Source organism: Cytophagales bacterium, assembly GCA_019456305.1.
GTDB lineage: Bacteria > Bacteroidota > Bacteroidia > Cytophagales > VRUD01 > VRUD01.
Genome location: VRUD01000030.1, coordinates 1 through 21,316 on the forward strand (window position 1 = coordinate 1; position 21,316 = coordinate 21,316).

The 21,316-nt window shown below is 37.0% G+C and carries 23 protein-coding genes and 1 pseudogene; 9 read left to right on the forward strand and 15 right to left on the reverse strand.

Annotated elements, in window-relative coordinates:
- Positions 1-158 precede the first annotated feature (158 nt).
- From FVQ77_08030 to FVQ77_08050, 5 genes are all read left to right on the forward strand, one after another.
- Complete coding sequence (locus FVQ77_08030) at positions 159-557, forward strand: 50S ribosomal protein L19 (GenBank protein ID MBW8050272.1); 399 nt, start codon at positions 159-161, stop codon at positions 555-557.
- Between the two features lie 290 nt (positions 558-847).
- Entirely contained in the window at positions 848-1,753 is a 906-nt protein-coding gene (locus FVQ77_08035; protein MBW8050273.1) for a diaminopimelate epimerase, read from the forward strand.
- Between the two features lie 299 nt (positions 1,754-2,052).
- On the forward strand, positions 2,053-3,441 hold the full coding sequence (locus tag FVQ77_08040) for a hypothetical protein (protein ID MBW8050274.1): 1,389 nt from the start codon (positions 2,053-2,055) through the stop codon (positions 3,439-3,441).
- A gap of 147 nt (positions 3,442-3,588) precedes the next feature.
- Positions 3,589-4,635: a glycosyltransferase gene (locus FVQ77_08045; GenBank protein ID MBW8050275.1), complete on the forward strand. Its 1,047-nt coding sequence runs from the start codon at positions 3,589-3,591 to the stop codon at positions 4,633-4,635.
- A 122-nt stretch (positions 4,636-4,757) separates the two neighbouring features.
- Positions 4,758-5,249, forward strand: coding sequence for a hypothetical protein (locus tag FVQ77_08050; protein ID MBW8050276.1), 492 nt, complete (start codon positions 4,758-4,760; stop codon positions 5,247-5,249).
- Between the two features lie 347 nt (positions 5,250-5,596).
- Here FVQ77_08050 and FVQ77_08055 read toward each other — a convergent pair whose 3' ends face one another.
- Positions 5,597-7,135 (reverse strand): 3-deoxy-D-manno-octulosonic acid transferase, encoded by a 1,539-nt coding sequence (locus tag FVQ77_08055; GenBank protein MBW8050277.1) that lies wholly within the window; start codon positions 7,133-7,135, stop codon positions 5,597-5,599.
- A gap of 105 nt (positions 7,136-7,240) precedes the next feature.
- The gene (locus FVQ77_08060) at positions 7,241-7,864 is read right to left on the reverse strand and encodes a porin (GenBank protein MBW8050278.1); all 624 of its coding nucleotides are present in this window, start codon (positions 7,862-7,864) and stop codon (positions 7,241-7,243) included.
- Positions 7,865-7,983: 119 nt separating this feature from the next.
- Here FVQ77_08060 and FVQ77_08065 point away from each other — a divergent pair, with 119 nt between their 5' ends.
- The 3 genes from FVQ77_08065 to FVQ77_08075 all read left to right on the forward strand — a co-directional run bounded on the left by FVQ77_08065 (position 7,984) and on the right by FVQ77_08075 (position 10,777).
- Positions 7,984-8,469 (forward strand): peroxiredoxin, encoded by a 486-nt coding sequence (locus tag FVQ77_08065; protein MBW8050279.1) that lies wholly within the window; start codon positions 7,984-7,986, stop codon positions 8,467-8,469.
- Between the two features lie 175 nt (positions 8,470-8,644).
- Positions 8,645-9,433 (forward strand): outer membrane beta-barrel protein, encoded by a 789-nt coding sequence (locus FVQ77_08070; protein MBW8050280.1) that lies wholly within the window; start codon positions 8,645-8,647, stop codon positions 9,431-9,433.
- Between the two features lie 132 nt (positions 9,434-9,565).
- Positions 9,566-10,777 carry a hypothetical protein gene (locus tag FVQ77_08075; GenBank protein MBW8050281.1) on the forward strand — a complete coding sequence of 404 codons (1,212 nt, stop codon included), beginning with the start codon at positions 9,566-9,568 and terminating at the stop codon, positions 10,775-10,777.
- Between the two features lie 54 nt (positions 10,778-10,831).
- Here FVQ77_08075 and FVQ77_08080 read toward each other — a convergent pair whose 3' ends face one another.
- The 13 genes and pseudogenes from FVQ77_08080 to FVQ77_08140 form a co-directional block, all read right to left on the reverse strand.
- On the reverse strand, positions 10,832-11,056 hold the full coding sequence (locus FVQ77_08080) for a DUF2283 domain-containing protein (GenBank protein MBW8050282.1): 225 nt from the start codon (positions 11,054-11,056) through the stop codon (positions 10,832-10,834).
- A gap of 16 nt (positions 11,057-11,072) precedes the next feature.
- Entirely contained in the window at positions 11,073-11,318 is a 246-nt protein-coding gene (locus FVQ77_08085) for a YgiT-type zinc finger protein (protein MBW8050283.1), read from the reverse strand.
- Positions 11,315-11,629 (reverse strand): DUF4258 domain-containing protein, encoded by a 315-nt coding sequence (locus tag FVQ77_08090; GenBank protein MBW8050284.1) that lies wholly within the window; start codon positions 11,627-11,629, stop codon positions 11,315-11,317. The genes FVQ77_08085 and FVQ77_08090 overlap by 4 nt, the downstream gene beginning before the upstream one ends.
- A gap of 30 nt (positions 11,630-11,659) precedes the next feature.
- A complete protein-coding gene (locus tag FVQ77_08095; protein MBW8050285.1) occupies positions 11,660-12,229 on the reverse strand; it encodes a hypothetical protein in 570 nt (189 codons plus the stop codon).
- Positions 12,230-12,324: 95 nt separating this feature from the next.
- A complete protein-coding gene (locus tag FVQ77_08100; GenBank protein ID MBW8050286.1) occupies positions 12,325-13,305 on the reverse strand; it encodes an NAD-dependent epimerase/dehydratase family protein in 981 nt (326 codons plus the stop codon).
- Positions 13,306-13,374: 69 nt separating this feature from the next.
- Positions 13,375-13,590: a hypothetical protein gene (locus tag FVQ77_08105; GenBank protein ID MBW8050287.1), complete on the reverse strand. Its 216-nt coding sequence runs from the start codon at positions 13,588-13,590 to the stop codon at positions 13,375-13,377.
- Between the two features lie 28 nt (positions 13,591-13,618).
- Positions 13,619-14,392 carry an enoyl-CoA hydratase/isomerase family protein gene (locus FVQ77_08110; protein ID MBW8050288.1) on the reverse strand — a complete coding sequence of 258 codons (774 nt, stop codon included), beginning with the start codon at positions 14,390-14,392 and terminating at the stop codon, positions 13,619-13,621.
- A 141-nt stretch (positions 14,393-14,533) separates the two neighbouring features.
- Positions 14,534-14,893 (reverse strand): annotated as a pseudogene (locus FVQ77_08115) (transcriptional regulator).
- Positions 14,886-15,212 carry a type II toxin-antitoxin system HigB family toxin gene (locus FVQ77_08120; GenBank protein ID MBW8050289.1) on the reverse strand — a complete coding sequence of 109 codons (327 nt, stop codon included), beginning with the start codon at positions 15,210-15,212 and terminating at the stop codon, positions 14,886-14,888. Before FVQ77_08120 ends, FVQ77_08115 begins: the two are co-directional and overlap by 8 nt.
- Before the next feature lie 80 nt (positions 15,213-15,292).
- A complete protein-coding gene (gene paaZ, locus FVQ77_08125; protein ID MBW8050290.1) occupies positions 15,293-17,353 on the reverse strand; it encodes a phenylacetic acid degradation bifunctional protein PaaZ in 2,061 nt (686 codons plus the stop codon).
- A 27-nt stretch (positions 17,354-17,380) separates the two neighbouring features.
- Entirely contained in the window at positions 17,381-17,704 is a 324-nt protein-coding gene (locus tag FVQ77_08130) for a helix-turn-helix transcriptional regulator (protein MBW8050291.1), read from the reverse strand.
- Between the two features lie 102 nt (positions 17,705-17,806).
- The gene (locus FVQ77_08135) at positions 17,807-18,349 is read right to left on the reverse strand and encodes a hypothetical protein (protein MBW8050292.1); all 543 of its coding nucleotides are present in this window, start codon (positions 18,347-18,349) and stop codon (positions 17,807-17,809) included.
- Between the two features lie 174 nt (positions 18,350-18,523).
- Positions 18,524-20,113, reverse strand: a complete 1,590-nt coding sequence (locus FVQ77_08140; protein ID MBW8050293.1) for a YjgP/YjgQ family permease — start codon at positions 20,111-20,113, stop codon at positions 18,524-18,526.
- On the opposite strand from FVQ77_08140, the gene FVQ77_08145 reads away from it, so the two are divergent.
- A complete protein-coding gene (locus tag FVQ77_08145) occupies positions 20,080-21,252 on the forward strand; it encodes a D-alanine--D-alanine ligase (protein MBW8050294.1) in 1,173 nt (390 codons plus the stop codon). The two genes, FVQ77_08140 and FVQ77_08145, sit on opposite strands and share 34 nt — an antisense overlap.
- The last annotated feature ends 64 nt before the right edge of the window (positions 21,253-21,316 follow it).

The window sequence follows — 21,316 nt, forward strand, 5'->3', positions numbered from 1 at the left end:
TAACCATTTGTTGATTAATAACGAAAGAATCTATTTATTACTAATTAATGTTGCAAAACTAAATTGTTGCTACACTACATTGCATAGAGCAAAGGCCAAAGCGTTGAACCCAGCCAGTTGGCGGGGCTCTGCTCTCTACATTTATTTATTTGTCAATCATGAGTGAATTATTAAAACTAATAGAAAAAGAATACCAGGAAACACGTAAGAACTTACCTGATTTTAAAGCCGGGGATACAATTAATGTCCATTATAAGATCCGTGAGGGCAAAAAGGAAAGGGTGCAGCAATTCCAGGGGACAGTAATTCAAAGGAAAAATCCGAGTTCTAATGGTGAAACTTTTACTGTCAGGAAAATATCGAATGGTATTGGTGTAGAAAGGATCTTCCCATTTATTTCACCAAATATTGCTGAAATAAAGGTCATCCGACAAGGTTCTGTAAGACGGGCCAGACTGTATTATTTAAGAAATGTTTCCACTAAAGCTGCCAGGATCAAGGAAAAAATAATCGGAGATTCCAGGAAATCAGGTACTAAGAAACAGAAAAGCGCGTAACGCAGGGCGTTTTCACCACGCTTAAGCTCTTTTTCCCCATCAAAAGGTATAGTAGAATACTAATAAAAAATGCTAATATACGAATGTTCCATAAGCTGGCGTAGCCAGAACCAAACAAGTTATTAATCAACAGTCGGCAATCGGCAATCGGCAATCGGCAGTCGGCAGTCGGCAACATTGGCGACTGTGGACTGCCGACTGTGGACTTGTTTCAGATTAGCTTCTCTAAAGGGTAAAGTCAGGATGTCTGAATTTACTCATCTCTAAACCAATCCCTATTTCCCAGATCAATGAACGTTGAATTTTACAAATACCAGGGTACTGGCAATGATTTTATTATGATTGATGACAGAAAGAATGATTTTGACCACAATGATCATCAATTAATAAACAAATTGTGTAGCAGGAAATTTGGAATTGGGGCTGATGGGCTTATCCTGATCCGGGATCACGCTGATCATAACTTTGAAATGGTTTATTTTAATGCAGATGGGTATCAAAGTTCATTGTGCGGTAATGGAGCAAGATGTGCCGTCCATTTTGCAAATTATTTAAGTATTGTTAATAATAAATGTCGTTTTAAAGCAATTGATGGCGAACATGAAGCTTTTATTGATGATCTCATGCCCGTCAGCCCTAAAGCAAAAAAGGAAATAGAGGAAATAACGGCAAAAATAAGGCAGGCAGGCCTAATCCGCTTAAAAATGAATGATGTAACACTGATTGAAAAAAACCCTGCCCGCCCACAAAGCTCTTCCTCAATGCAGGCAGGCGGGAGTGACCATTACTTATTAGACACCGGTTCTCCACAATACGTTTCTTTTGTAGATAATTTAACTGATTTTGATGTAAAAAATAATGGGAGAAAGATCAGAAACAGTCAACGCTTCAGGAAAGAAGGCATAAACGTAAACTTTGTAGAGAAAATTTCCAATGACACAATTTTCGTCCGATCCTATGAAAGAGGAGTAGAAGATGAAACGCTTTCATGCGGTACGGGTGTTACGGCTGCGGCTTTAACATGTACTATAGATGGAAGGAGTAAGATAGGAAATAGTATGATAGGCACTGTAAAAATCAGAACTTTAGGCGGTGAGTTAAAAGTTACATTTAAAAGCATTAATGAAATGCGTTTTGAAGATATTTACCTTATTGGCCCTGTTGAAATGGTCTATAAAGGTATAGTAGAATACTAATAAAAAATGCTAATATACGAATGTTCCCTAAGCTGGCGTAGCCAGAACCAAACAAGTTATTAATCGGCAGTCGACAGTCGGCAGTCAGCAACATTGGCGACTGTGGACTGCCGAGTGTGGACTTGTTTCAGAATGTATAAAAATATTCTGCCAAAATATGTCAGAAGTAAAAATATTAGTATAAATTAGTATATCAGCATTATTTTATTAGTATGCCTTTCACCAATGCTTTAAATTTCATCAAATCCTCCCTCTGGCCTCTTCTCGTTGTCTTCTTCAGAATACTGAGCAGTTTAGCAGTGAATAAGCTTTTTGCCGTTTTCTATGGGCCGGCAGGAATTACACTACTCGCACATTTTCAGAATTTATTAAGTATTATCACTACTATTCCAGGAGATGGCATCAATCGTGGCATGATAAAATACACGGCAGCCTGCCTGCCAAACAACCGGCAAGGGAAAGGCAGGCAGGCAGGGACTCATGCCTCTTCCCACAAAAAAAATAACCAGGAGTTGTACCCCGCCAAAGGCGGGGCAGGTAAGAACTATTTTGTTGCGGGTTTCTGGTTAAATATGATCGTTTTCGTTATTACAATGCTTGTGCTGGTTCTTGCAAAGCAACAATACTTTGTATTATTTCTAATAGATTATAGCTTTCCGGATAAGTTTATCTGGTTTACTGTATTTATAATAGCCTCACTATTCCTAACCATCAATCTCTTTTTACTATCAGTAATTCTTTCAAAACAATTATTACGTACTGTTGCATTGATCACCATTGCAGGAAGTGTTTTTACTATTGTTTTTTCAGGTATTGGTGTCTTGCATTTCACGATTACCAAAGCTTTACTCGTATTTCTGCTGGGACAATCATGTGCTTTTTTGTTTTCAATAATTTATGTAACAAAGAAAAAGTTTATACTTGTCATTTCGACCGCAGGGAGAAATCTTCCGATTGGAAGTTGCTGCTTGCAAATCAGGATATTCCTCGCTGCCCTTCGGAATGGCAGATACTCTAGCGGGGGAGGATGGAGGGTTTATAAAGATTTAGGCAAATTCATTCTAATGGCGCTCAGTGTAGTGTTGTTTGATAAAATGGTTGATTTTTTTGTCAGGATGTATATCATCAATCAGTATGATCTTTACCAAACAGGGTTATGGCAAACGGTTGTCAAAGTATCTGACAGCTATACAATGGTTTTTACAGCCATTTTAGGAATGGTTTATTATCCGAAGATATCTGCACTGATCAATAATGACCCAGGGAATGAGCACCCTTCGGGGGGATTTAGGGGGGCTCCAACTAATCTACAAAAATATGTTAGCAATGTTTTTTACTTGCTGGCGCCATCTATTGCAATAGCGCTTGGGTTTGTGTTTTTATTCAAACAAGGTATTATCCTCCTCCTTTTTGATACACAATTTTTAGGATCCGCGTTTTTGATGAAATACCAGATACTGGGAGATTTCTTTAAAATGTCGTCATGGATACTTGCTTACCTGATACTTGCTCAGGCCCGGGTAGGTTTGTTTATAGCCACCCAGGCAATTTCAGCAATCATATATGTGGTATCATTATATTTATTAACTCCTGTTTTTGGATTAGAAGGGTTGACAATCTCGCATTTGATTCGTTTTGTGTTATATTTCATCTTTAATATTATTTATTTCAGGAAAATATTTCATTAATGGAAGATGGATATTTATTCTTGATTTTGAAACCACGAAACCACTAATTACACGAATTACACTAATTAAGAATTATACTAATTAAATTAGTGAAATTCGTGTAATTAGTGGTTTCGGATTTCGAGTTTCGAGTTTAGAATTTTACATATGTCCCCTCTTGTCTCAATCATATGCCTTTGCCATAATCATGGTCGCTTTATTCGCGAAGCATTGAATTCGGTTATTAACCAGACTTACAATAATATTGAGATAATAATAGTTGATGATGCAAGCAGCGATAATAGTACATCTATAATCAATGAATATGTAAAGATACATCCTGAATTTAAATTTTTAGCGCTCAAAAAAAATGCAGGCAACTGCACAGCTTTTAATAAGGGGCTTTCTTTAGCCAAAGGTGAATTTGTGATTGACTTTGCAACTGATGACGTTTTAACAAAGGAAAGGGTGGGATTACAGGTTGAAATATTTAAAAAACTGGATAAGTTTTATGGTGTAGTATTTACCAATGCGATTTATATTAATGAACATTCGGAATTTTTGGGTTATCACTATAAAATGTCTAAAACATCCAACATCCAACCCCGGATGGATAAAAAAGAAATCGAACGAGGTAAATATCAAACACCTGCCCGCCAAAGGCCTATGGCAGGCGGGTCAAATATCCGGCAACCAGTACCTAGTGGAAACGTTTATAAAGAAATACTTGAACGATATTTCATTTGTCCGCCTACGATGATGATCCGTAAGCGGGTTTTGGATGAACTGGAAGGCTATGATGAGCAGCTTGCTTATGAAGACTTTGATTTTTGGGTGCGCTCTGCAAGGAATTACAAATATTACTATTTAGATAAAGCGTTAACTTACAGGAGAATCGTCAGCGATTCTCATTCCGTAAAATTCAATAAAGCCGGAAACGACCGGATGATAAGGAGTACTTATTTAGTATGTAAAAAAGCGTTTGAATTAAACAGGAATGAGATAGAAAATAAAACATTGGCAAAACGCGTTAAATATGAAATGAGGCTGGCTTTTTTTACTGAAAATTTTGATATTACACAGGATTTTGCGATATTGCTAAAAAAATTAAACTACCTTGATTGGTTTCACAGGATAATTGATTTGCTTTCAAAAATTAAAATAAGAGTATCTTATCTGTATAAATGGTATTATAGATTAAGATATGGAAAATAATTTATTGGTGAGCAGTGCGTTGTTAATGAAAAATAAGTTATTTACAGATGGAAATTAATAAGATCATAACGATACTATTTTTATCCTTTTTCATTTCTGTAGCAACAGTGTATGGGCAGGATATGCCTGATACTGATGAACAAACATACCGGGATGAAAAAGCACCTTTTAAAGAGCGGCTATATATTGGCGGGAATTTGGGGTTGCAGTTTGGTACAATTACTTTTATTGATCTTTCTCCTGTAATTGGATATAAATTTACAGAGCGTTTTTCAGCCGGGCCTGGATTGATCTATCAGTATTTCAACTTCAGAGGAGTTGGTTTTAGTAATTATGGTGGAAAGATCTTTTCCCGTTACCTTATTAGTGAAAACCTGTTTGCACATTCTGAATATGAATATCTAAATATTGAATTATTAACGGTTGATCGCACAGGAAAAATTGTAGACAGGAGAAGGACAGACGTCAAAAGCTTTTTTATAGGCGGAGGCTATATTCAACGGATAGGTAACAGAGCTTTTATATCAATCATGTTACTATACAATCTTATCGATAATCCCTATAGTCCTTATACCAACCCAATAATCCGGATCGGGATAAGTGCAGGGATCTAAATATTTACGAATGACGAATGACGAAGTACGAATTATGTAATAGGTATATGCGTTTAGGTCGCACAAGATTTATACTTTTGAATATGTATGAGTGACTAACCACGCCATTTATGGCGTGGACATTAAAGAATAAAACTGACAGGGCTTTAGCCCAATTATGCTAAAAACGGGCTAAAGCCCAGGGTTTGTATAGTTTGATTATCTCCGCCATAAATGGCGGAGTTAGTCAGCCATAAATAGACACAATCTTCAATTTGTTTATAAAAAGGATGGTAGAGAATGAGTAAAAGCCAACAAAATCAATATCAACTGATGTGATACCTAAACGCATATACCTATTATGTAATTCATCCCCTCGTCATTCGTACTTCGTCATTCGTAATTTGAAAGATCTTTTCGGCTGCTCCGGTATTTTTCAGAACGTAATTGCGTGCAATAGATGCCTTATTAGCTCTGAGCTCATCGTTTTCGTAGTTGGCCTTAAACTGCTTTTCAAACTCCTTTGTATTTTTTATTGAAAATGCTGCTCCTGACGCAACCAGGTCAACAGCTTCATGAAATTTTTTATAATTGGGACCAAAAAATATGGGCATCCCGAAAGTGGCTGCCTCCAGGATATTGTGCAGACCTAACCCAAAAGCGCCCCCTATGTAGGCAAAATCGGCATATTGATAAAGCGAAGATAACATACCAATATTGTCTATTATCAATACTTTATATTTTGCTGCATTTTGTTTGTTTAACATTGAATAGCGTATGCAATCAGCTGTTTCTTTCCTAAAATGTTTTTTTTGAGTTTTTTCCTGAACTTTTAATATTTGTTTACGTATATTTGCGGTGAAGTCTTTTGTGGTTTCCACACTTGGGGAATTGAACCCCTCTGTTGGCTGGAGCCACTTTAGGCTTCTTTTTTTGTTATTGAATCCTTTATTAATTTTATGTAGAATATCTTCTTCACTCACTTTATGGAATAAACGAGACTGTAGTTTTTCTATCTCATTTTCACCTATCTCATGCGGAGCAATTACAATTTTAAGTTGTTTGTTAAAATTATTAATAAAAGGAATCAGTATTTTCATATCCTCAGGCCAACTACTTCCAATAATAAGCAGCTTTTCACCAGCTTTAAATTGCTCAACTATGGGTATCTCTTTTTTATTATCGCAAATCGTTTTCACCCTGTCAAACCGGGTATCACCTGCTATGGTTAGGTTATTTATTCCAATATTTTTTAACAGATCATAAGAAATTTGGTCTTGCACAAAAATGTACTGAAAAAAGGAGAGCATTTTCCTGTAAAATCCGCCATGAGGCTTAAAAAATAATTGATTGGTTCTGAATATTGCGGAAAATAAAATGACCGGAATATTGTTTTTCTTTAAAGTATTGAGGTAGTGATACCAGAATTCATATTTAACAAAGAATACAATTTTGGGCTGAACTATTTCTACGAATCTCTCTGCATTTTTTTTGCTGTCTATGGGTAAATAGAAAACAAAATCTGCCAATTCATAGTCTTTCCTGACTTCATATCCGGAAGGGGAAAAAAAAGTTAGTAAAATTTTCCATTTCCCATCTTCCCACCCTTTCGGGTGGTCACCCGTTAGGGGTGACATTTTCCATTTTTCAATAACTGGCCTTGCCTGCTCAAACTCTCCCAGGGACGCGCAATGAAACCAGGCTATTGGGGAATTATTATCTTTCAATGTCAGCTTGATCTGATCAAAAATCCCTTTCCTTCCTATAATCCATTTTTTTGCTTTGGGATTGAAAGATGAAGCTATTATGATTGCTAAATGATAAAGCCTGATACTAATATTATAGAAAAATAGTGACAATTGAGAGATGAAGCGTAAGCTTTTTTTACTAACATAAAGATGACTCATTAGCGTATGGTTTTATACATACGCTTACTATGACAAAACCCTCTAAACAATTCAGAGGGTTTTGCAGCCAAAGATTATTTTAATTTATTTTCCCGTAGTGATTAATCACCCTGTTTCATCAAGGTTCAGGATATTATAAGCCAAACCAGCTAATGCTCCACCAGCAAGCGGGCCCAACAGGTAAATCCAAAGATCCCCTATTGAATCACCACCGGTAAATGTATCTATCAAAATTGGGCCAATACCAACAGCAGGATTAAAAGCGCCTCCTGAAATTGGACCGCCCGCAAAAGCAGCTGCCAATATAGTAAACCCGATGGCAAGCCCGTAATAGGAATTTCCTTCGGTTTTTTTTGAGGTGGCAACATTAAGAACAACCATACAAAGAGCAAAAGTGAAGGCTCCTTCAATAGCTAAAGGCTTTAAAACATTGAATCCTTCTTTTGGAGCCGGGAAAAAAGTATCTTTATACAATAAATAGAAAAATAATGCCGCTAATAAAGCTCCAATGATCTGGAAGATCATATACATCAAGGCATCTTTGCCTCCGATCTTTTTCCTGATCAAAACCGCAAGGGTTACGGCAGGATTATAATGTGCACCTGATAAATGCCAGCCCATATAGACCATGACCATTAAGATGGCACCAATGGCTATAGGATTACCTGTCAATCCTATTACGAGCACTAAGAAAAAGGTGCCGGTTAATTCTACTAAATAATTTCTCATAATAATAATATTTTAGTTTGGTACAAAGCTATGATTTTTTTAAATAATTATTTATTTGATAAGATTTTTTTTACATTTGCCTTCTAAAATATGACTATAAAATTAAAAACCAATTAATTATGAATGTTGAAAAAGGACAACAAGCGCCTTCGTTTACGCTGCGTGATACAGAGAAAAACGAAGTTTCATTAGATGATTTCAAAGGAAAAAATGTGGTATTATTGTTTTTCCCTCTGGCATTTACCGGGGTTTGCACAAAAGAATTATGTGCAACCAGGGATGACCTTGCATTTTACGATGATCTTAATGCCCAGGTTTTAGCCGTTTCGGTTGATTCCTTGTTTTCCCTTGGCAAGTTTAAGGAAGAGCAAAATCTCAATTTCCCGTTATTATCAGATTTTAATAAGGAAACGGCCCGATCCTATGGAGCGCTTTATGAAGAATTTGGACTGGGGATGAAAGGCGTTGCTAAAAGATCAGCTTTTGTGATCGATGCAAACCAGGTGATCAGGTATGCGGAAGTATTGGAATCGGTAGATGATCTGCCAAATTTTGATGCTATTAAAGAAACGCTCTCTTCTTTACAAAAGGAACGTGTAGCTTAATTTTAGCTGTAAACGATAATTACAGGGTTACTAGCCCTCCGAGGGTTAGTAATCCTTTTTTAAAAACAAAAAAACTAAAAATATTTTTCTTTTTAAAAAAAGTGATACATTTGCCCCCGATAATGATTTGTACAAAACAGATCAACAAATATTAACCAATTAAATTTTTACAACTATGAAAAAACTTTTTTTATCAAGCGTATTGGCATTTGCTATGACATTTGCCTTCGCACAGGATGATGACTCAAGAAAACCCGTTGCAGGTGACATGGGTTTTGCATTTGGCGTTAATAGCCCATTCGTGACTTCATCAATTTTTACCACTGTAGGTAATGCCGGAACTGTGGTATTTAAATATGTAGTTGCTGATGGCATTGTGGCAAGGGTAGGTATTATTATATCTAACAGTAATAGTACTATTGAAAATGAGTTTTTAGATTCTACAGGAATTTCCGGAAATGGTATTTTTAGCATTAACACAACCAAAACTAATTCATGGACCATCAGTGTGGGTGGTGAGTACCATCTTGAAGGTACCTCCAAGTTAGACCCGTATGCTGCTGCTGATCTGTATTATGGCGGATTGGGTGGATCTACCATTGTTCGACAGGAAGTAAAAGAAGCAACAGGTGTCTTACAAACAGGAGCTGTAAACGGAGATTTTAAAGAAACTAAAACAACTAAAGTAGGAAAAGGATCTGTTTTGGGTTTACAGGGCGCTGTAGGAGTTAATTATTTTATTGCCAAGAACTTTGCAATAGGAGCTGAATTTAATTATGGCCTTGCAAAAACGGTATTTAACAATAAAAAAAGTGAAACAATTATTGAAACTAAAGGTAATACATTTCTTTTACCTGGTGAAACAGCTGGTATAAAAACTTTTACAAATTCCAATGCTGTTAATAAATCAGGCGGCTGGGCAACAACCGGAGGTGGAGTACTTACCGTTAATATTTTCTTTTAAAAAATAAATTTGTAAAAAACGCCTTATCAAATATTTGGTATGGCGTTTTTTTTTAAAAACATTTATTTTGTTTGTATTATTATTTTTATATTTATATTTGTAAAAGATATTAAAACCTAAATTTCATTAGTTATGAAAAAGTTCGCAAAAAGTTTCGTGCCACCTGTATTTTCAGGTGCATCCTTTGCAACCATGTTGATCTGTATAATGGTTGCTGTTTCGTCATGTAAAAAAGAACCAGACTATGGCAATCCTACACTTTCTGGTCTTGCTGATAAAGATAGTGTTGATTTAACTACTGTGGCCAGACAAGTGGCAGGTGATGTCAACGAAGGCGCTAATAGTGAAAGCGGGGAAAGTTTGGAAAATCTTGTTGATCTGTTAAATACTGCTGATCCATTATTAAGAACTGTAAAGGGCGAAGGATTTAAAGGGATCTTTGAACGAACAAAACTGAAGATCAAAAGCGCCATACGAAATTTGCCTTTTAGAGATAAATTGGAATCTGCCAAAATTGCAAGCGATACATCCGGCAATTTTTGCTTTGACTGCCATTGGGGCACCTATACCTGGGTCCCTATCGATTCGGGTTATTGGCATTATACTCCTGGGGGTAATACCATTACCATGAAGTTCCCTGCTGATAAGAACAGCCCTGTTAATAATGCCGTATTGACCATTGGCGCCTATACGGAAATACCCATTACAACGGTGGACGAATTTGGTTTTTCTCAAACTAATTATTATCCCACCAGCCTGGTAGTTGATCTGAAAGTTAACAACATTCCTGAAGCTAATCTTAATTATACCGGTACTTTTGATTCTGAAGGTATGCCGCTCTCTATTAAATTAACCATTTATTTCAAACCATTTACCCTTTCATTTATATTCTCTAACCAACCTACCACCGTTTCTTTCGATCTGTCCCTTAGTAAAGATGGTGCAGGTGTTATGTACGCTGTTGGCGGTACAGGAACATTTACAGATGCATCCAAGGATTTTGTAAAAACAATTGAAGGGTACGTACAGCTATATAAGCTAAAACTGGAAACCTCTTCACCTGTTGATGTAGAAACGCTTAATGATATTGACCTGAATACTGGCATTACTGCTGCCGATCTTAACAAGTATGTCAATATAGATTTGTTCTATAATACTCTGAAAATTGGAGAATTATTCTTTATAGATATTATAGATCCTATAATGGGCATAGAGACACAAGTGTACATTAAATTCAATAGTGGCAAGGTGGTGCTCGCAGAGACCTATCTTTGTATAGTTGAAGAAACAGTTTGTACTGATTTTGGCGGGCAATGGGATCAGGCCCTTTGCGAGTGCCTGTAAAGAATTAATTTACAGAACTAAAAAGCCTTTCCAAAATTGGAAAGGCTTTTTTTATTAAGATACAGGCTTATTTTCCACCATTACCTTGTCAAATGCCTGAATAATAAGCTGCTTTATTTCTGCATTTTTAGATGCTGCTAATACTTCAATACCTATAATATTTCCATCAACATCATAGTCTGCTATAATATCATCAGTAATCGCATCAGTATTCTTTATAGCTAACTCCTTTAGTCGTATGTATAATGCATCTGCCTGTTGGGAATAGTGTATTCTCATTTATTACTAATGCTTTTTATAATACTACTTGAAAGGATTTGCCAAGAGGTTGGAAATCAGATGTTTCATGATTTTTGAGTTTCGCTTCAATTTTCTCAAAACTTCTTATTACTTCTGACGAGTATAATCTTTCCCCGCAATGGAGACAAACACCAGCCTTTACGTTCAGAATAGCAGTGTTGATACCTCCGGATAAAATCTCTTTAACTTCTTTTTTAACTATTTGCCCCTCACATCGAGGGCATTTTTTTACGTATTTCATGTCTTTTTTCTTTTCTTAAAATTAATCCAACGATTAGGATTAGGACGATATACTGTGATCAAGATTGCAATCTTGCTTTCAGGATCATAAGCCCAAACGCTATGAATTGGTTCATCCCCTGAAGATTTACCATAGATTAAACAACTTGGATAGGGCATATCTGTTTGGTAATCCTCTATAACTTCACCATTGCTTACTGAAAATAAAATGTCATCCAAAACCAACAAATCATTCCTTGCTTCTTGTTTTGCATGAAAGGTAATATTTAATTGATTTGCCTGTATAGCATCAATAATCTCAACTATTTTCAACTTATAAATATTATAAGGCCAAAAAAATTTCTACTTCAACGGGTCTGCCGTTACGCTGAAAGTATAATTAACGTTAAAAGTAAGCGTATCAAATATGAATCTGTTAGTAAATAATTGGGGATTCATTATAAGTGTATCCTTATTAACATAAGGAATAAAATCACCACCTTTTGTATCTAAAGTAAGAACATTGCTGTTGGTGTCAGCAGGTGTAACATTTTTACCTGCAAGTAAAATATTGCCAAGTACAGCATCAGCAAGATAGATCTTTACAGAGTCTAAAAAAGCAAATGTTCTGCCGGAATTAGTAATCGTCAATTTTAGGGCTTTCAAACTTGCCTTTTTGATGTTCTTAATATCTGCACCATTCTTTCCAAATTCATCTTTTGCTTTTGTTGGATATGTAACTATTGTATCAACCTTCACTTCAAGGATTGGAGTTGTGAAAGAGGTACTGTCTGAATAATCAAAGGTCAAAAATTTATCCACAAGATCATCTTTATTGCAGGAATACCACACCATAGCAAAAGAGAAAATAACGAGCGACCCCATCAGATATTTAATATCCAACGAAGTAAAAATTTTTCTTAAAGTTTTCATGATTTTGTTGTTTTTGGTTCAAAGATATTTTAATACAGTTGCAAATATAAGACTAATCTGGTATTGCTGCAAATAAAAGTGATAATAATTAAATTTTATAATAATTGTTCATCCTCCAACCATCGACAGGAATCACCGGCCATCTCCTCCAGCGATGAAGTTTTATAGTCCAATGTCTCAATCGCCTTATCATATTTACATGAAACATTTCCTGTTAACAACTCTAACGTTTCGGGTGTTATCTGAGGCTCTTTTGAAGTAAAAATTGATACGAACATATACCAGTTACAGGCAAGTTGCAGAGCCCATTTAGGCGTTACTTTACGGGTTTCTTTTTTTTTCAACAACTTTTCAATCTGGTTGATCACTTCCTTAAAACTTGCTTCTACGCCTCCCAAAAGGTAATTTTCACCTGTCTTTCCTTTTTCAACAGCGTTAATATGAGCCCTCGCAATGTCTTTTACATGGCAAAACATCCCGATTCCCGGAGGAATGCCGGGCAAATTATTATAATAAATCGTTTTAATCAGCTTAGCCCAGTTGTGCTTGTCGTAAGGGCCCATAATATGTGCAGGGTTGATGATCACCGCATCTAATCCTTTTGAAACGGCTTTTTTAACTTCCTGTTCACCAAGATATTTGGTGATAAAGTAATTGATTTTGGATGTTTCTGCATTGGAAGGTGTATTTTCATCAATCATTTCTCTATGAATACCGAATGCAGCCACTGAAGAGGTGTGTATGAATCGTTTTGCTTTCTTGGCAAGGGCACAATTCACCATATTGCGGGTACCTGTCACATTGTCAATATATTGTTGTTTATTCCGTTTAGACCACATATTGGTATTACCGGCAACGTGGAATACTGCATCAACCTGGTCAGGCATGGCTGCTATCAATGAATCATGATCGTCAATAGATCCAACTACCTTATTTACGCTAAAACGATTTAAATACTTTAAATCGGAAGTGGGGCGGTGTAAGGCGTAAACTTCCCAGTCTTCCTTACACAATTCTTCTATCAGGTTGAGGCCTACAAAGCCGGTTGATCCTGTTACAAAAGCTGTTTTTGGCATCGTGTTGTTTACAGTGAGGTTTATATGTAGCAACAATTTAATTACGCAATATTGTAATCATAAAATATATTATTTCATTAAGAAACCACTTAAAGATTGGAGTTTTATTCCTTTTTTCCTTGCTGTTTTTACTTCGATAATTCCGTCCTTTATAGCTTTAAAAACATCCAACTTGTTTTTTAATTTTTCATAATTTTCATTCAATTTCTTCCATTCTTTAACTGGAACAAGCACAGAGGTTTTATTGCCCGATTCGTCAATTACATATTTTACATTTTGGTTCATAATAACAAATTTACAGATTGCAAAGCTACTATTTTTTCTTCAACTTTTCAATAGCCTTAGCAACAAAATCTGATAAAACAAGCCTGCCGCTAATTTCAGCACGTTCCTCTAATAAAGTATCCCATTGTTCAGCGCCTTTCCAGAATATGTTTTTCAGCTTTTCCATTGCTTCCGGGCTGCTATTGGCCAGTTTTTCTGCGAGGGTATATACAGCTTCGTCTAATTCACCAACGCCTGGAAAAATATTAGCATAAAGCCCTTTTTCTTTTGCCCATTGGGCAGTCTGCCATTCGGCAGCGTTGATGGCAAGCTGGCTGAATACAGCTGTCCCGATTTTTCGTTCAACAGCAGGGCCAACTACAAAGGGGCCTATCCCAAGCGCCAGCTCACTGAGCTTTACCGATGCTCTATCCACAGCCAGAGCATAATCACAGGCAGCTACCAATCCAACGCCACCGCCTACCGCTTTTGCCTGTACACGTGCAATGATAAACTTTTTGCATTTACGCGCTGCATTGATAACCTTAGCAAAACCCATAAAAAACGCTTTGCCTTTTTCAATATTATCAATTGCGAGCAGTTCATCAAATGACGCCCCGGCACAGAATGCTTTCTCACCCTCACTATGCAAAACAATTACCTTAGCTTCGGGATCATTGCCAACCGAGGTAATTTCATCAGCGAGTTTTCTAAGTAAACTGCCCGGAAGGGAATTGCTTTTTGGGTGGGAAAAAGTGATGGCTGCTATTCCGTTTTCTATCGTAGTATCTACTTTGCCTTGTTCCATGATGTTTGTTTCCATAGCCTTTCCTGAACCTCTCCAACGAAAAAGGACCGTTTAGTAAACCAATGCTTCTTTATTTACCTTTGATCGATCAAGATTTTCTAAAAGTTGCTTTTTGGCTGAAAAATTTAAATCAAATTTAGAATTTTTAGTCATTTTATTAATTAACGATGTAAATGAGATCCCTAAATAATGATTTAGATTATAAACCATTTTCAAAGTAAGCGGTCTCTTTTTATTCAACACTTCAGAGACACGTGTTTTTCCTCCAAAAATAGGCGCAATGTCCTTTTGTTTAAGGTTCATTTGATCCATTCTAAACTTAATGGCTTCAACGGGGTCAGGTGGTGGAATAGGAAAATATTTTTTCTCATAATTTTCTATCAAAATAGCTAATATTTCAAATTCGTCTCCTTCAGGTGTATTAGGTTCTAATGGATTTGTACTTGAATGTATTAGGTCATAAGCTCTTTTAAGGGCTTTGTCTAATTCTTTGTCATTTTTTATAGGTTTAATCATGGTTGTATTTTTTTATAGGTTTATATGCTATCGTTTTTATATTTATATTATCATATTCCTGATGAGTTCCGAACCAAACGATGTAGATAGTTTTAAATCTATATTCAATATCTACAACCAATCGAAAATGATTTCCACTAATATCAAAAACCACTCTTTTATTATCAATAATAGATGCATTACCATATTTTTTTTTCACATCCTGAGTATTATTCCAATTTTCATTATAAGTATTAATAATCCATGCTTTTAATTCTTTTGCTGCCCTTTTATATTTTGGACTTTGCCAATATTTCTTTAATGTACTTTCAGCTATAATTCTCATTAATGTATATGAGATAAACGTATGAGAAAGAAAAAAGTTACCAATTAGGGTAACTTTCCCTCAGGATGTTAATTCTACTTTCTTTGAACCAACGTCAAAATAGTCGCCAGCGCCACCGTTTCCCCGGTTTCATCAAGTACCTCTGCCAGCCATTTCACAATGCCTTTTGCCACCTTATCATCCGGACGTTTTTCCTGGGCTGTTTTTTCTTTGACGGTCAACCTTACACCAATGGTAGCGCCAACGTAAACAGGTTTTGTAAAACGGCACTCATCAATACCATAATTGGCTAAAACCGGTCCTTTTTTCGGATCAACGAAAAGGCCGGCAGCGGCAGAAAGGATAAAATAGCCGTGTGCTACCCGTTCTTCAAACATGGTATTCTCAAGTGAGGTTACATCCATGTGTGCATAAAAATTATCACCGCTGATGTTGGCAAAATTCACGATATCTGCTTCGGTTACAGTGCGTTTATGCGTGACCAATGTTTCGCCAATTTTCAGGTCATCAAAATATTTCCTAAACGGATGGACAATATCTTCTTCCTGCTTAGCGCCTGCTAAGTAGGTGTTTGTTACTTTCATAAGCGTGGTAGGGGAACCCTGGATAGCCGTTCTTTGCATAAAATGAAAAACCCCTCTTATACCACCCATCTCTTCCCCGCCCCCGGCTCTTCCGGGCCCTCCATGAACAAGATGGGGCATGGGAGAACCGTGCCCGGTAGATTCCGAAGCACAGTCTTTATTGACAACTATGATCCTGCCATGATAAGCGGCTGTACCTAATATAATATCCCTTGCAAAGTTATCATCGGCAGTAAAAACCGATCCGACAAGGCTGCCTTTACCCATTTTAGCTAATTCTGCTGCTTCATCAATATTCTTATAAGGCATCACCGTGCAAACTGGTCCGAATGCTTCTACATTGTGCGGTTCGGTTTTATTGAATGGGTCATCACAATACAACAGCATGGAAGGCATAAATGCACCTAACTTCTTATCTGCACCCATTACTTCAAAATCATCATAACCGCCATGAACCAGTTTACCGGCTTTCAGAAGTTCCGATACACGGTCTTTAACTTCATCTACCTGTCCTATACTTGCCAGCGGGCCCATTCTTACACCGTCTACCGAGGGATTGCCCAATATTATTCCTTCAAGTCGTTTTTTTAAAGCTTTTATAACATCCTCACACAATTTTTCAGTTATTAGTGTTCGCCTTATTGCTGTACATTTCTGTCCGGCTTTTACGGTCATCTCCCTTGCAACTTCTTTGATAAATAGCTTAAATTCCTCCGTATCAGGAGTCGCATCCGGACCCAGGACTGAAAAATTCAGTGAATCAGCTTCCATATTAAACCGTACTGAATTATCAACAATTGCGGGATGCTGCTTTAACATTTTCCCTGTTTCAGCAGATCCGGTAAATGTGACCACATCCTGACTACTAACGTGATCCAACAGGTCTCCTACGCTTCCGCAAATGAGTTGCAAGGCGCCTTCGGGCAATATTTTTGAGTTAACGATCTCCTGTACCATCAGCTCAGTGAGATAGGAAGTGATCGTAGCAGGTTTTACTATTGCCGGCACCCCAGCTAAAAAGTTAACGGCAATTTTTTCTAACATTCCCCAGCAAGGGAAATTAAAGGCATTGATATGTATGGCAGTTCCCTCCATAGGCACACATATATGATGCCCAATAAAAGTTCCGTTTTTAGATAAAGCTTCCAGGTTGCCATCAACATAAAATGGCTCATCAGGAAGTTCGCGCCTGCCCTTGCTTGCATACACAAACAGGTTGCCGATACCGCCTTCAATATCTACCCAGGAATCGGTCTTGGTAGCGCCCGTAGCTGCTGACAATTCATAAAATATATTCTTCTTTTCGGTAAGGTATAGCGCCAATGCTTTCAGCATCCTTCCCCTTTCATGAAAGGTCATTTTGCGTAAGGCAGGCCCCCCTACCCTTCTTGCATATTCCAGCATGGCTTTAAAATCCAGCCCTTTGCTCGTAGCTATAGCAATTTGCTCACCGGTAACAGCATTGAACAGATCCTTTCCGTTTCCTTCACCCTCTATCCATTTGCCCTGAACGTAGTTTTTTAATTTGATGGTTTTTGTTTTTACTTGCATGATTGGTTTATTTATTTTAATGACAGGCTAAACAGTTACCTCCTGTTTTTTCTTTACTACAATTTTCTTCTTGTATTGCTTTTTAGCTTTCATTGGAGTAATTATTATATCTTCATCCAATACGGCCTCAATCTTAGCAATAGTTTTTAGAGTAATATTATGCTCCCCGGATAACCATTTGCTGATCTCTGATTCATTTTTCCATAGGGCCTTAGCAAGGTCCTTTTGAGTCATACCTTTACGCTCTGTTATTTCATAGATTTGATCTATTATATCAAGTGATTTAGTCACAAAGATTTTCGATTCTTTGCTAGTTCTTTTAATTATTTTATCGAAGAATTTACTTGGCATTTTTTTATATTTAACTATTTTATTAAAAATATAATTCCAATTCACCTTCTAGAGATGATGAATTCCTATTAATTCTTATTAGACCTTCTGCAATACAATTATTCACTTATTTAAAAACATTTGTTTCAACCGTTCCAATGCCTCTGCCCAATAAGCCTTCATTTTCTCTGCTCCTTTCGCATCAGGCAGTTTCGTATGTTGCACGACCACCTGGCTTTTATCCTGGCCTTTGTCGTAAAAGTTCACATTTAAGCTTTTTTGACCATCGGTCCAGGTGATGCGCATGGATACTTCCGGAGTGGCTTTATGAATGGTAATGGGCGTATCCGGCTGCCAATTATTCCTGGCTCTTTCATCTTCAAAGGCATTATATAGTTCAGCTAACGAAACGTCAATAGTTTTGCTCACACTGATCTCATACCCTTCGGGTTTCTGGTGTAATGCACGCATTCCTCTTTCCTGTTCGTAAGTTACCGTTACCATTTGCTGCCACCATGGCTTAACCTGGTATGCCTTACCAATATAGGTAACAATTTCCTTGTGGTTCATCTTGGCAGCGCCTGCCGCATCCAGTATTTTAAACCATTCATCCCAGGCTTTTCCTGTGCTTGCCAGGACTTTTTCATCGCTTATTTTTTGGGACATAATGATGAGTTGTTTGATGATTGACAGGCAAAAATAGATAAAACCTGCCACAAAGACACGAAGAAACTAAGTTTTACAAAATATTTTAGACGCGAATTACACGCCTGCGTGCCGAAACTTGTGTCAGCCCGTACTATGGCGTGCAGGCACGAATTTCACTAATTATATTTAGTTTTATGTTTTTCGACCTGGCCTTATCTTTTGCCACAAAACGGCCCAGGCATCTGTCTGAAACAACCTTGAATCATTTTTTGCCTGCCGTAAAAAAAACAAACCGATGGGTAATAATATAAAATCTGCTGCCCACATTCCGTAAGGAATTAAAATAATTCCCTCTTTAGCCCACTTCTCTCCAATGATAGAGAGCACGTAAAAAATCATAAAAAACATAATTGAAATTATCGCAGGTACGCCCAAACCTCCCTTTTTAATGATAGCGCCCAGCGGTGCCCCGATCAGAAAAAATATTATACAGGCAACAGATTGAGTATATTTTCGCCACTTTTCAATTTCAAAATAATTTGCATCCCTGTCAATGTTTTTTAGCCTTTGCCTGTTAGCTTTTATATAGCTTTTAACGCCTCTTGCCTGGTTTGTCGCTTTTTTGAGGATATGCGGGTTCTCCCGTGTACCAGGGACAGGTTGTTCCGGGTGCCCGGAACGTGATGCGTCTGTGGATGTTTTATTTAGAGCAGCTTTTAGTTTTGAAGATTGGTGGAATCTTCCAGCCACCTGGCGGCCAGGACGGCTAAATGTATCAGAGGGAGTAAAACCCGTTTGATATTTACCTGCCTGGCGATCTCTAAATCTTCGATCAGTACTTTTAATTTTTATATATGTACTCTCATTTTTAGCGCTATCTAACGGGGAAAATAAATAATGATAATAAGCAGCAATATTTTTTGATAGCTTAGTCTCCAATTTGTCATATTCACGCCTTGATGAATCAACATATGTATTCAATTCACTTATATTATTCATCATTCTATTACCCTTAAACAGCTCTTCTTTTGTGCGCTCAAGGTCAAACGATGCAAGGCTGAATATCAACTTACTCTGCCTGAATTGGTTTCTAACAAATTGCTGTGGTTGTGCAACATTCTGTTCATGAATCTCATTAAAGCTTTTACCATTGAAAAGTTCAAGCACCAGGTACCTGTCATTGTAAATGGTATATGTGTAACCCGAATCGGCTAATATTACATTAGTGTTACCTCTGCCGCTGGTATGATCATATATCATTACACCTTTCAGTGCATTACCCCCTGGAAACTTTTTACTAACTTTTATACTATAGCCCGGCAAACCGTTATAAAAAGCGCCCTCCTTAAAATTCAATGTGGGCTTCTTCTGTCTGATGTCGAATAACAAACTATAAGCTTTAAGATTTGCTTTGGGTACGATATAGTCATTAAAATAGAATATTCCGAATGTTAATATTAACACAACTATAAAAATCGGAAACAGCGCCCTGATCAATGATATGCCAGCGCCTTTTATTGCTGTTAATTCATTATGTTCAGCTAAATTGCCAAAGGTCATTAAAGTTGATAACAAGATGGCTAAAGGTAGGGCGACAGGGGTCATATTCAGACTAAAATAAAAAAGGAGCTCGGCAAAAACTGTAAATCCCAGGTCCTTGCCCACAAAGTCTTCTATATATTTTAACATATATTGAATTAGTAAAATAAATACTACTACAACAAATGTTATAGAAAAGGGTCCAATGAATGCCCTTAGAACAAGCTTATCTATCTTTTTCATTAGCAATTGTACAAAGATATGAAATTTTATATGTAATTTTGAGTGGATTAAATCAGATAATGAGTAAAAATAAAATCAATGTTGCTGTCCTCATGGGCGGAACCTCCACCGAACATGAAATATCCCTTCTTACTGGCGCTACCATCATTAATGCCCTTAATAAAGATAAATACAACATTTATTCCATAAAAATAGAAAAAAACGGGATATGGTTGTTACCCAATGGTTACCTAAACGAAAACCCGAAATCCCACCCTGCGGGTGACCCCGCCAACTGGCGGGGCAAAATCCGAAATCCAAAATCTGAAATTAAAGAGCTTGATGCTGGTTTAGCATTAAATACTATTAAAAAAGAAAACATGGATGTGGTATTTATTGCTCTTCATGGAAAACATGGTGAAGATGGCACTATCCAGGGATTATTGGAATTGGCAGGAATTCCCTATACAGGTTCAGGTGTGATGGCAAGTGCATTGGCTATGAATAAGGTGAAATCCATGGAAATATTTCAATTTCATGGGCTTAAAGTACCCCCCTATATTGTATTTGATAAGATCCGATCCCAGAATAACCTGGTTGAAATAATCAATGAGATAAAAACAAAATTTAGCTTTCCTTGTGTTTTAAAACCAACAGATGGCGGATCAAGTGCCGGAGTTTATATTTTAAAAAGCGAAAAGGAAATTAAACAGGCAGTACGTAAAGCATTTGAAGTCACAAATAAACTTATGTTTCAGCAATACATCAAAGGCGATGAAGTAACCTGTGCAGTACTTGATACCGGCAAAGCGCCTATTGCACTACCCCCAACACAAATAATACCTAAAACAAGCGATTTTTTTGACTATAAAGCAAAATACACACCGGGAGCCTCCGAAGAAATAACTCCTGCAAAGTTTCCTCAAAAGACCCTTGAAAAAATACAAGAGATATCCTTGAAAGCACATAAGATCCTGGAATGTTCGGGTTTGTCGAGAGCAGATATGATCGTGAGTGATGACGACATATACATTCTGGAAACCAACACTATTCCGGGAATGACCCAAACAAGTCTTTATCCGCAGGCAGCATCTAAGATCGGTTTAAGCTTTGAGGTATTGTTGGATAAGATAATAGAACGTGCTTTGAAGAAGTTGTAACGCAACAGAAGAAATTGGCAGTTGGCAGTAGGCAGTAGGCAATATTGCCTACCTATTGCCTACC

Coding starts and splice junctions, on each gene's coding strand:
- FVQ77_08135 (MBW8050292.1), bottom strand. CDS start 18,349: ATGTCCCAAAAAATAAGCGATGAAAAAGTCCTGGCAAGCACAGGAAAA.
- FVQ77_08055 (MBW8050277.1), bottom strand. CDS start 7,135: ATGAGTCATCTTTATGTTAGTAAAAAAAGCTTACGCTTCATCTCTCAA.
- FVQ77_08095 (MBW8050285.1), bottom strand. CDS start 12,229: ATGAAAACTTTAAGAAAAATTTTTACTTCGTTGGATATTAAATATCTG.
- FVQ77_08085 (MBW8050283.1), bottom strand. CDS start 11,318: ATGAAATACGTAAAAAAATGCCCTCGATGTGAGGGGCAAATAGTTAAA.
- FVQ77_08075 (MBW8050281.1), top strand. CDS start 9,566: ATGAAAAAGTTCGCAAAAAGTTTCGTGCCACCTGTATTTTCAGGTGCA.
- FVQ77_08060 (MBW8050278.1), bottom strand. CDS start 7,864: ATGAGAAATTATTTAGTAGAATTAACCGGCACCTTTTTCTTAGTGCTC.
- FVQ77_08035 (MBW8050273.1), top strand. CDS start 848: ATGAACGTTGAATTTTACAAATACCAGGGTACTGGCAATGATTTTATT.
- FVQ77_08050 (MBW8050276.1), top strand. CDS start 4,758: ATGCCTGATACTGATGAACAAACATACCGGGATGAAAAAGCACCTTTT.
- FVQ77_08100 (MBW8050286.1), bottom strand. CDS start 13,305: ATGCCAAAAACAGCTTTTGTAACAGGATCAACCGGCTTTGTAGGCCTC.
- paaZ (MBW8050290.1), bottom strand. CDS start 17,353: ATGCAAGTAAAAACAAAAACCATCAAATTAAAAAACTACGTTCAGGGC.
- FVQ77_08080 (MBW8050282.1), bottom strand. CDS start 11,056: ATGAGAATACACTATTCCCAACAGGCAGATGCATTATACATACGACTA.
- FVQ77_08145 (MBW8050294.1), top strand. CDS start 20,080: ATGCCCTTAGAACAAGCTTATCTATCTTTTTCATTAGCAATTGTACAA.
- FVQ77_08110 (MBW8050288.1), bottom strand. CDS start 14,392: ATGGAAACAAACATCATGGAACAAGGCAAAGTAGATACTACGATAGAA.
- FVQ77_08070 (MBW8050280.1), top strand. CDS start 8,645: ATGAAAAAACTTTTTTTATCAAGCGTATTGGCATTTGCTATGACATTT.
- FVQ77_08130 (MBW8050291.1), bottom strand. CDS start 17,704: ATGCCAAGTAAATTCTTCGATAAAATAATTAAAAGAACTAGCAAAGAA.
- FVQ77_08030 (MBW8050272.1), top strand. CDS start 159: ATGAGTGAATTATTAAAACTAATAGAAAAAGAATACCAGGAAACACGT.
- FVQ77_08065 (MBW8050279.1), top strand. CDS start 7,984: ATGAATGTTGAAAAAGGACAACAAGCGCCTTCGTTTACGCTGCGTGAT.
- FVQ77_08105 (MBW8050287.1), bottom strand. CDS start 13,590: ATGAACCAAAATGTAAAATATGTAATTGACGAATCGGGCAATAAAACC.
- FVQ77_08045 (MBW8050275.1), top strand. CDS start 3,589: ATGTCCCCTCTTGTCTCAATCATATGCCTTTGCCATAATCATGGTCGC.
- FVQ77_08140 (MBW8050293.1), bottom strand. CDS start 20,113: ATGAAAAAGATAGATAAGCTTGTTCTAAGGGCATTCATTGGACCCTTT.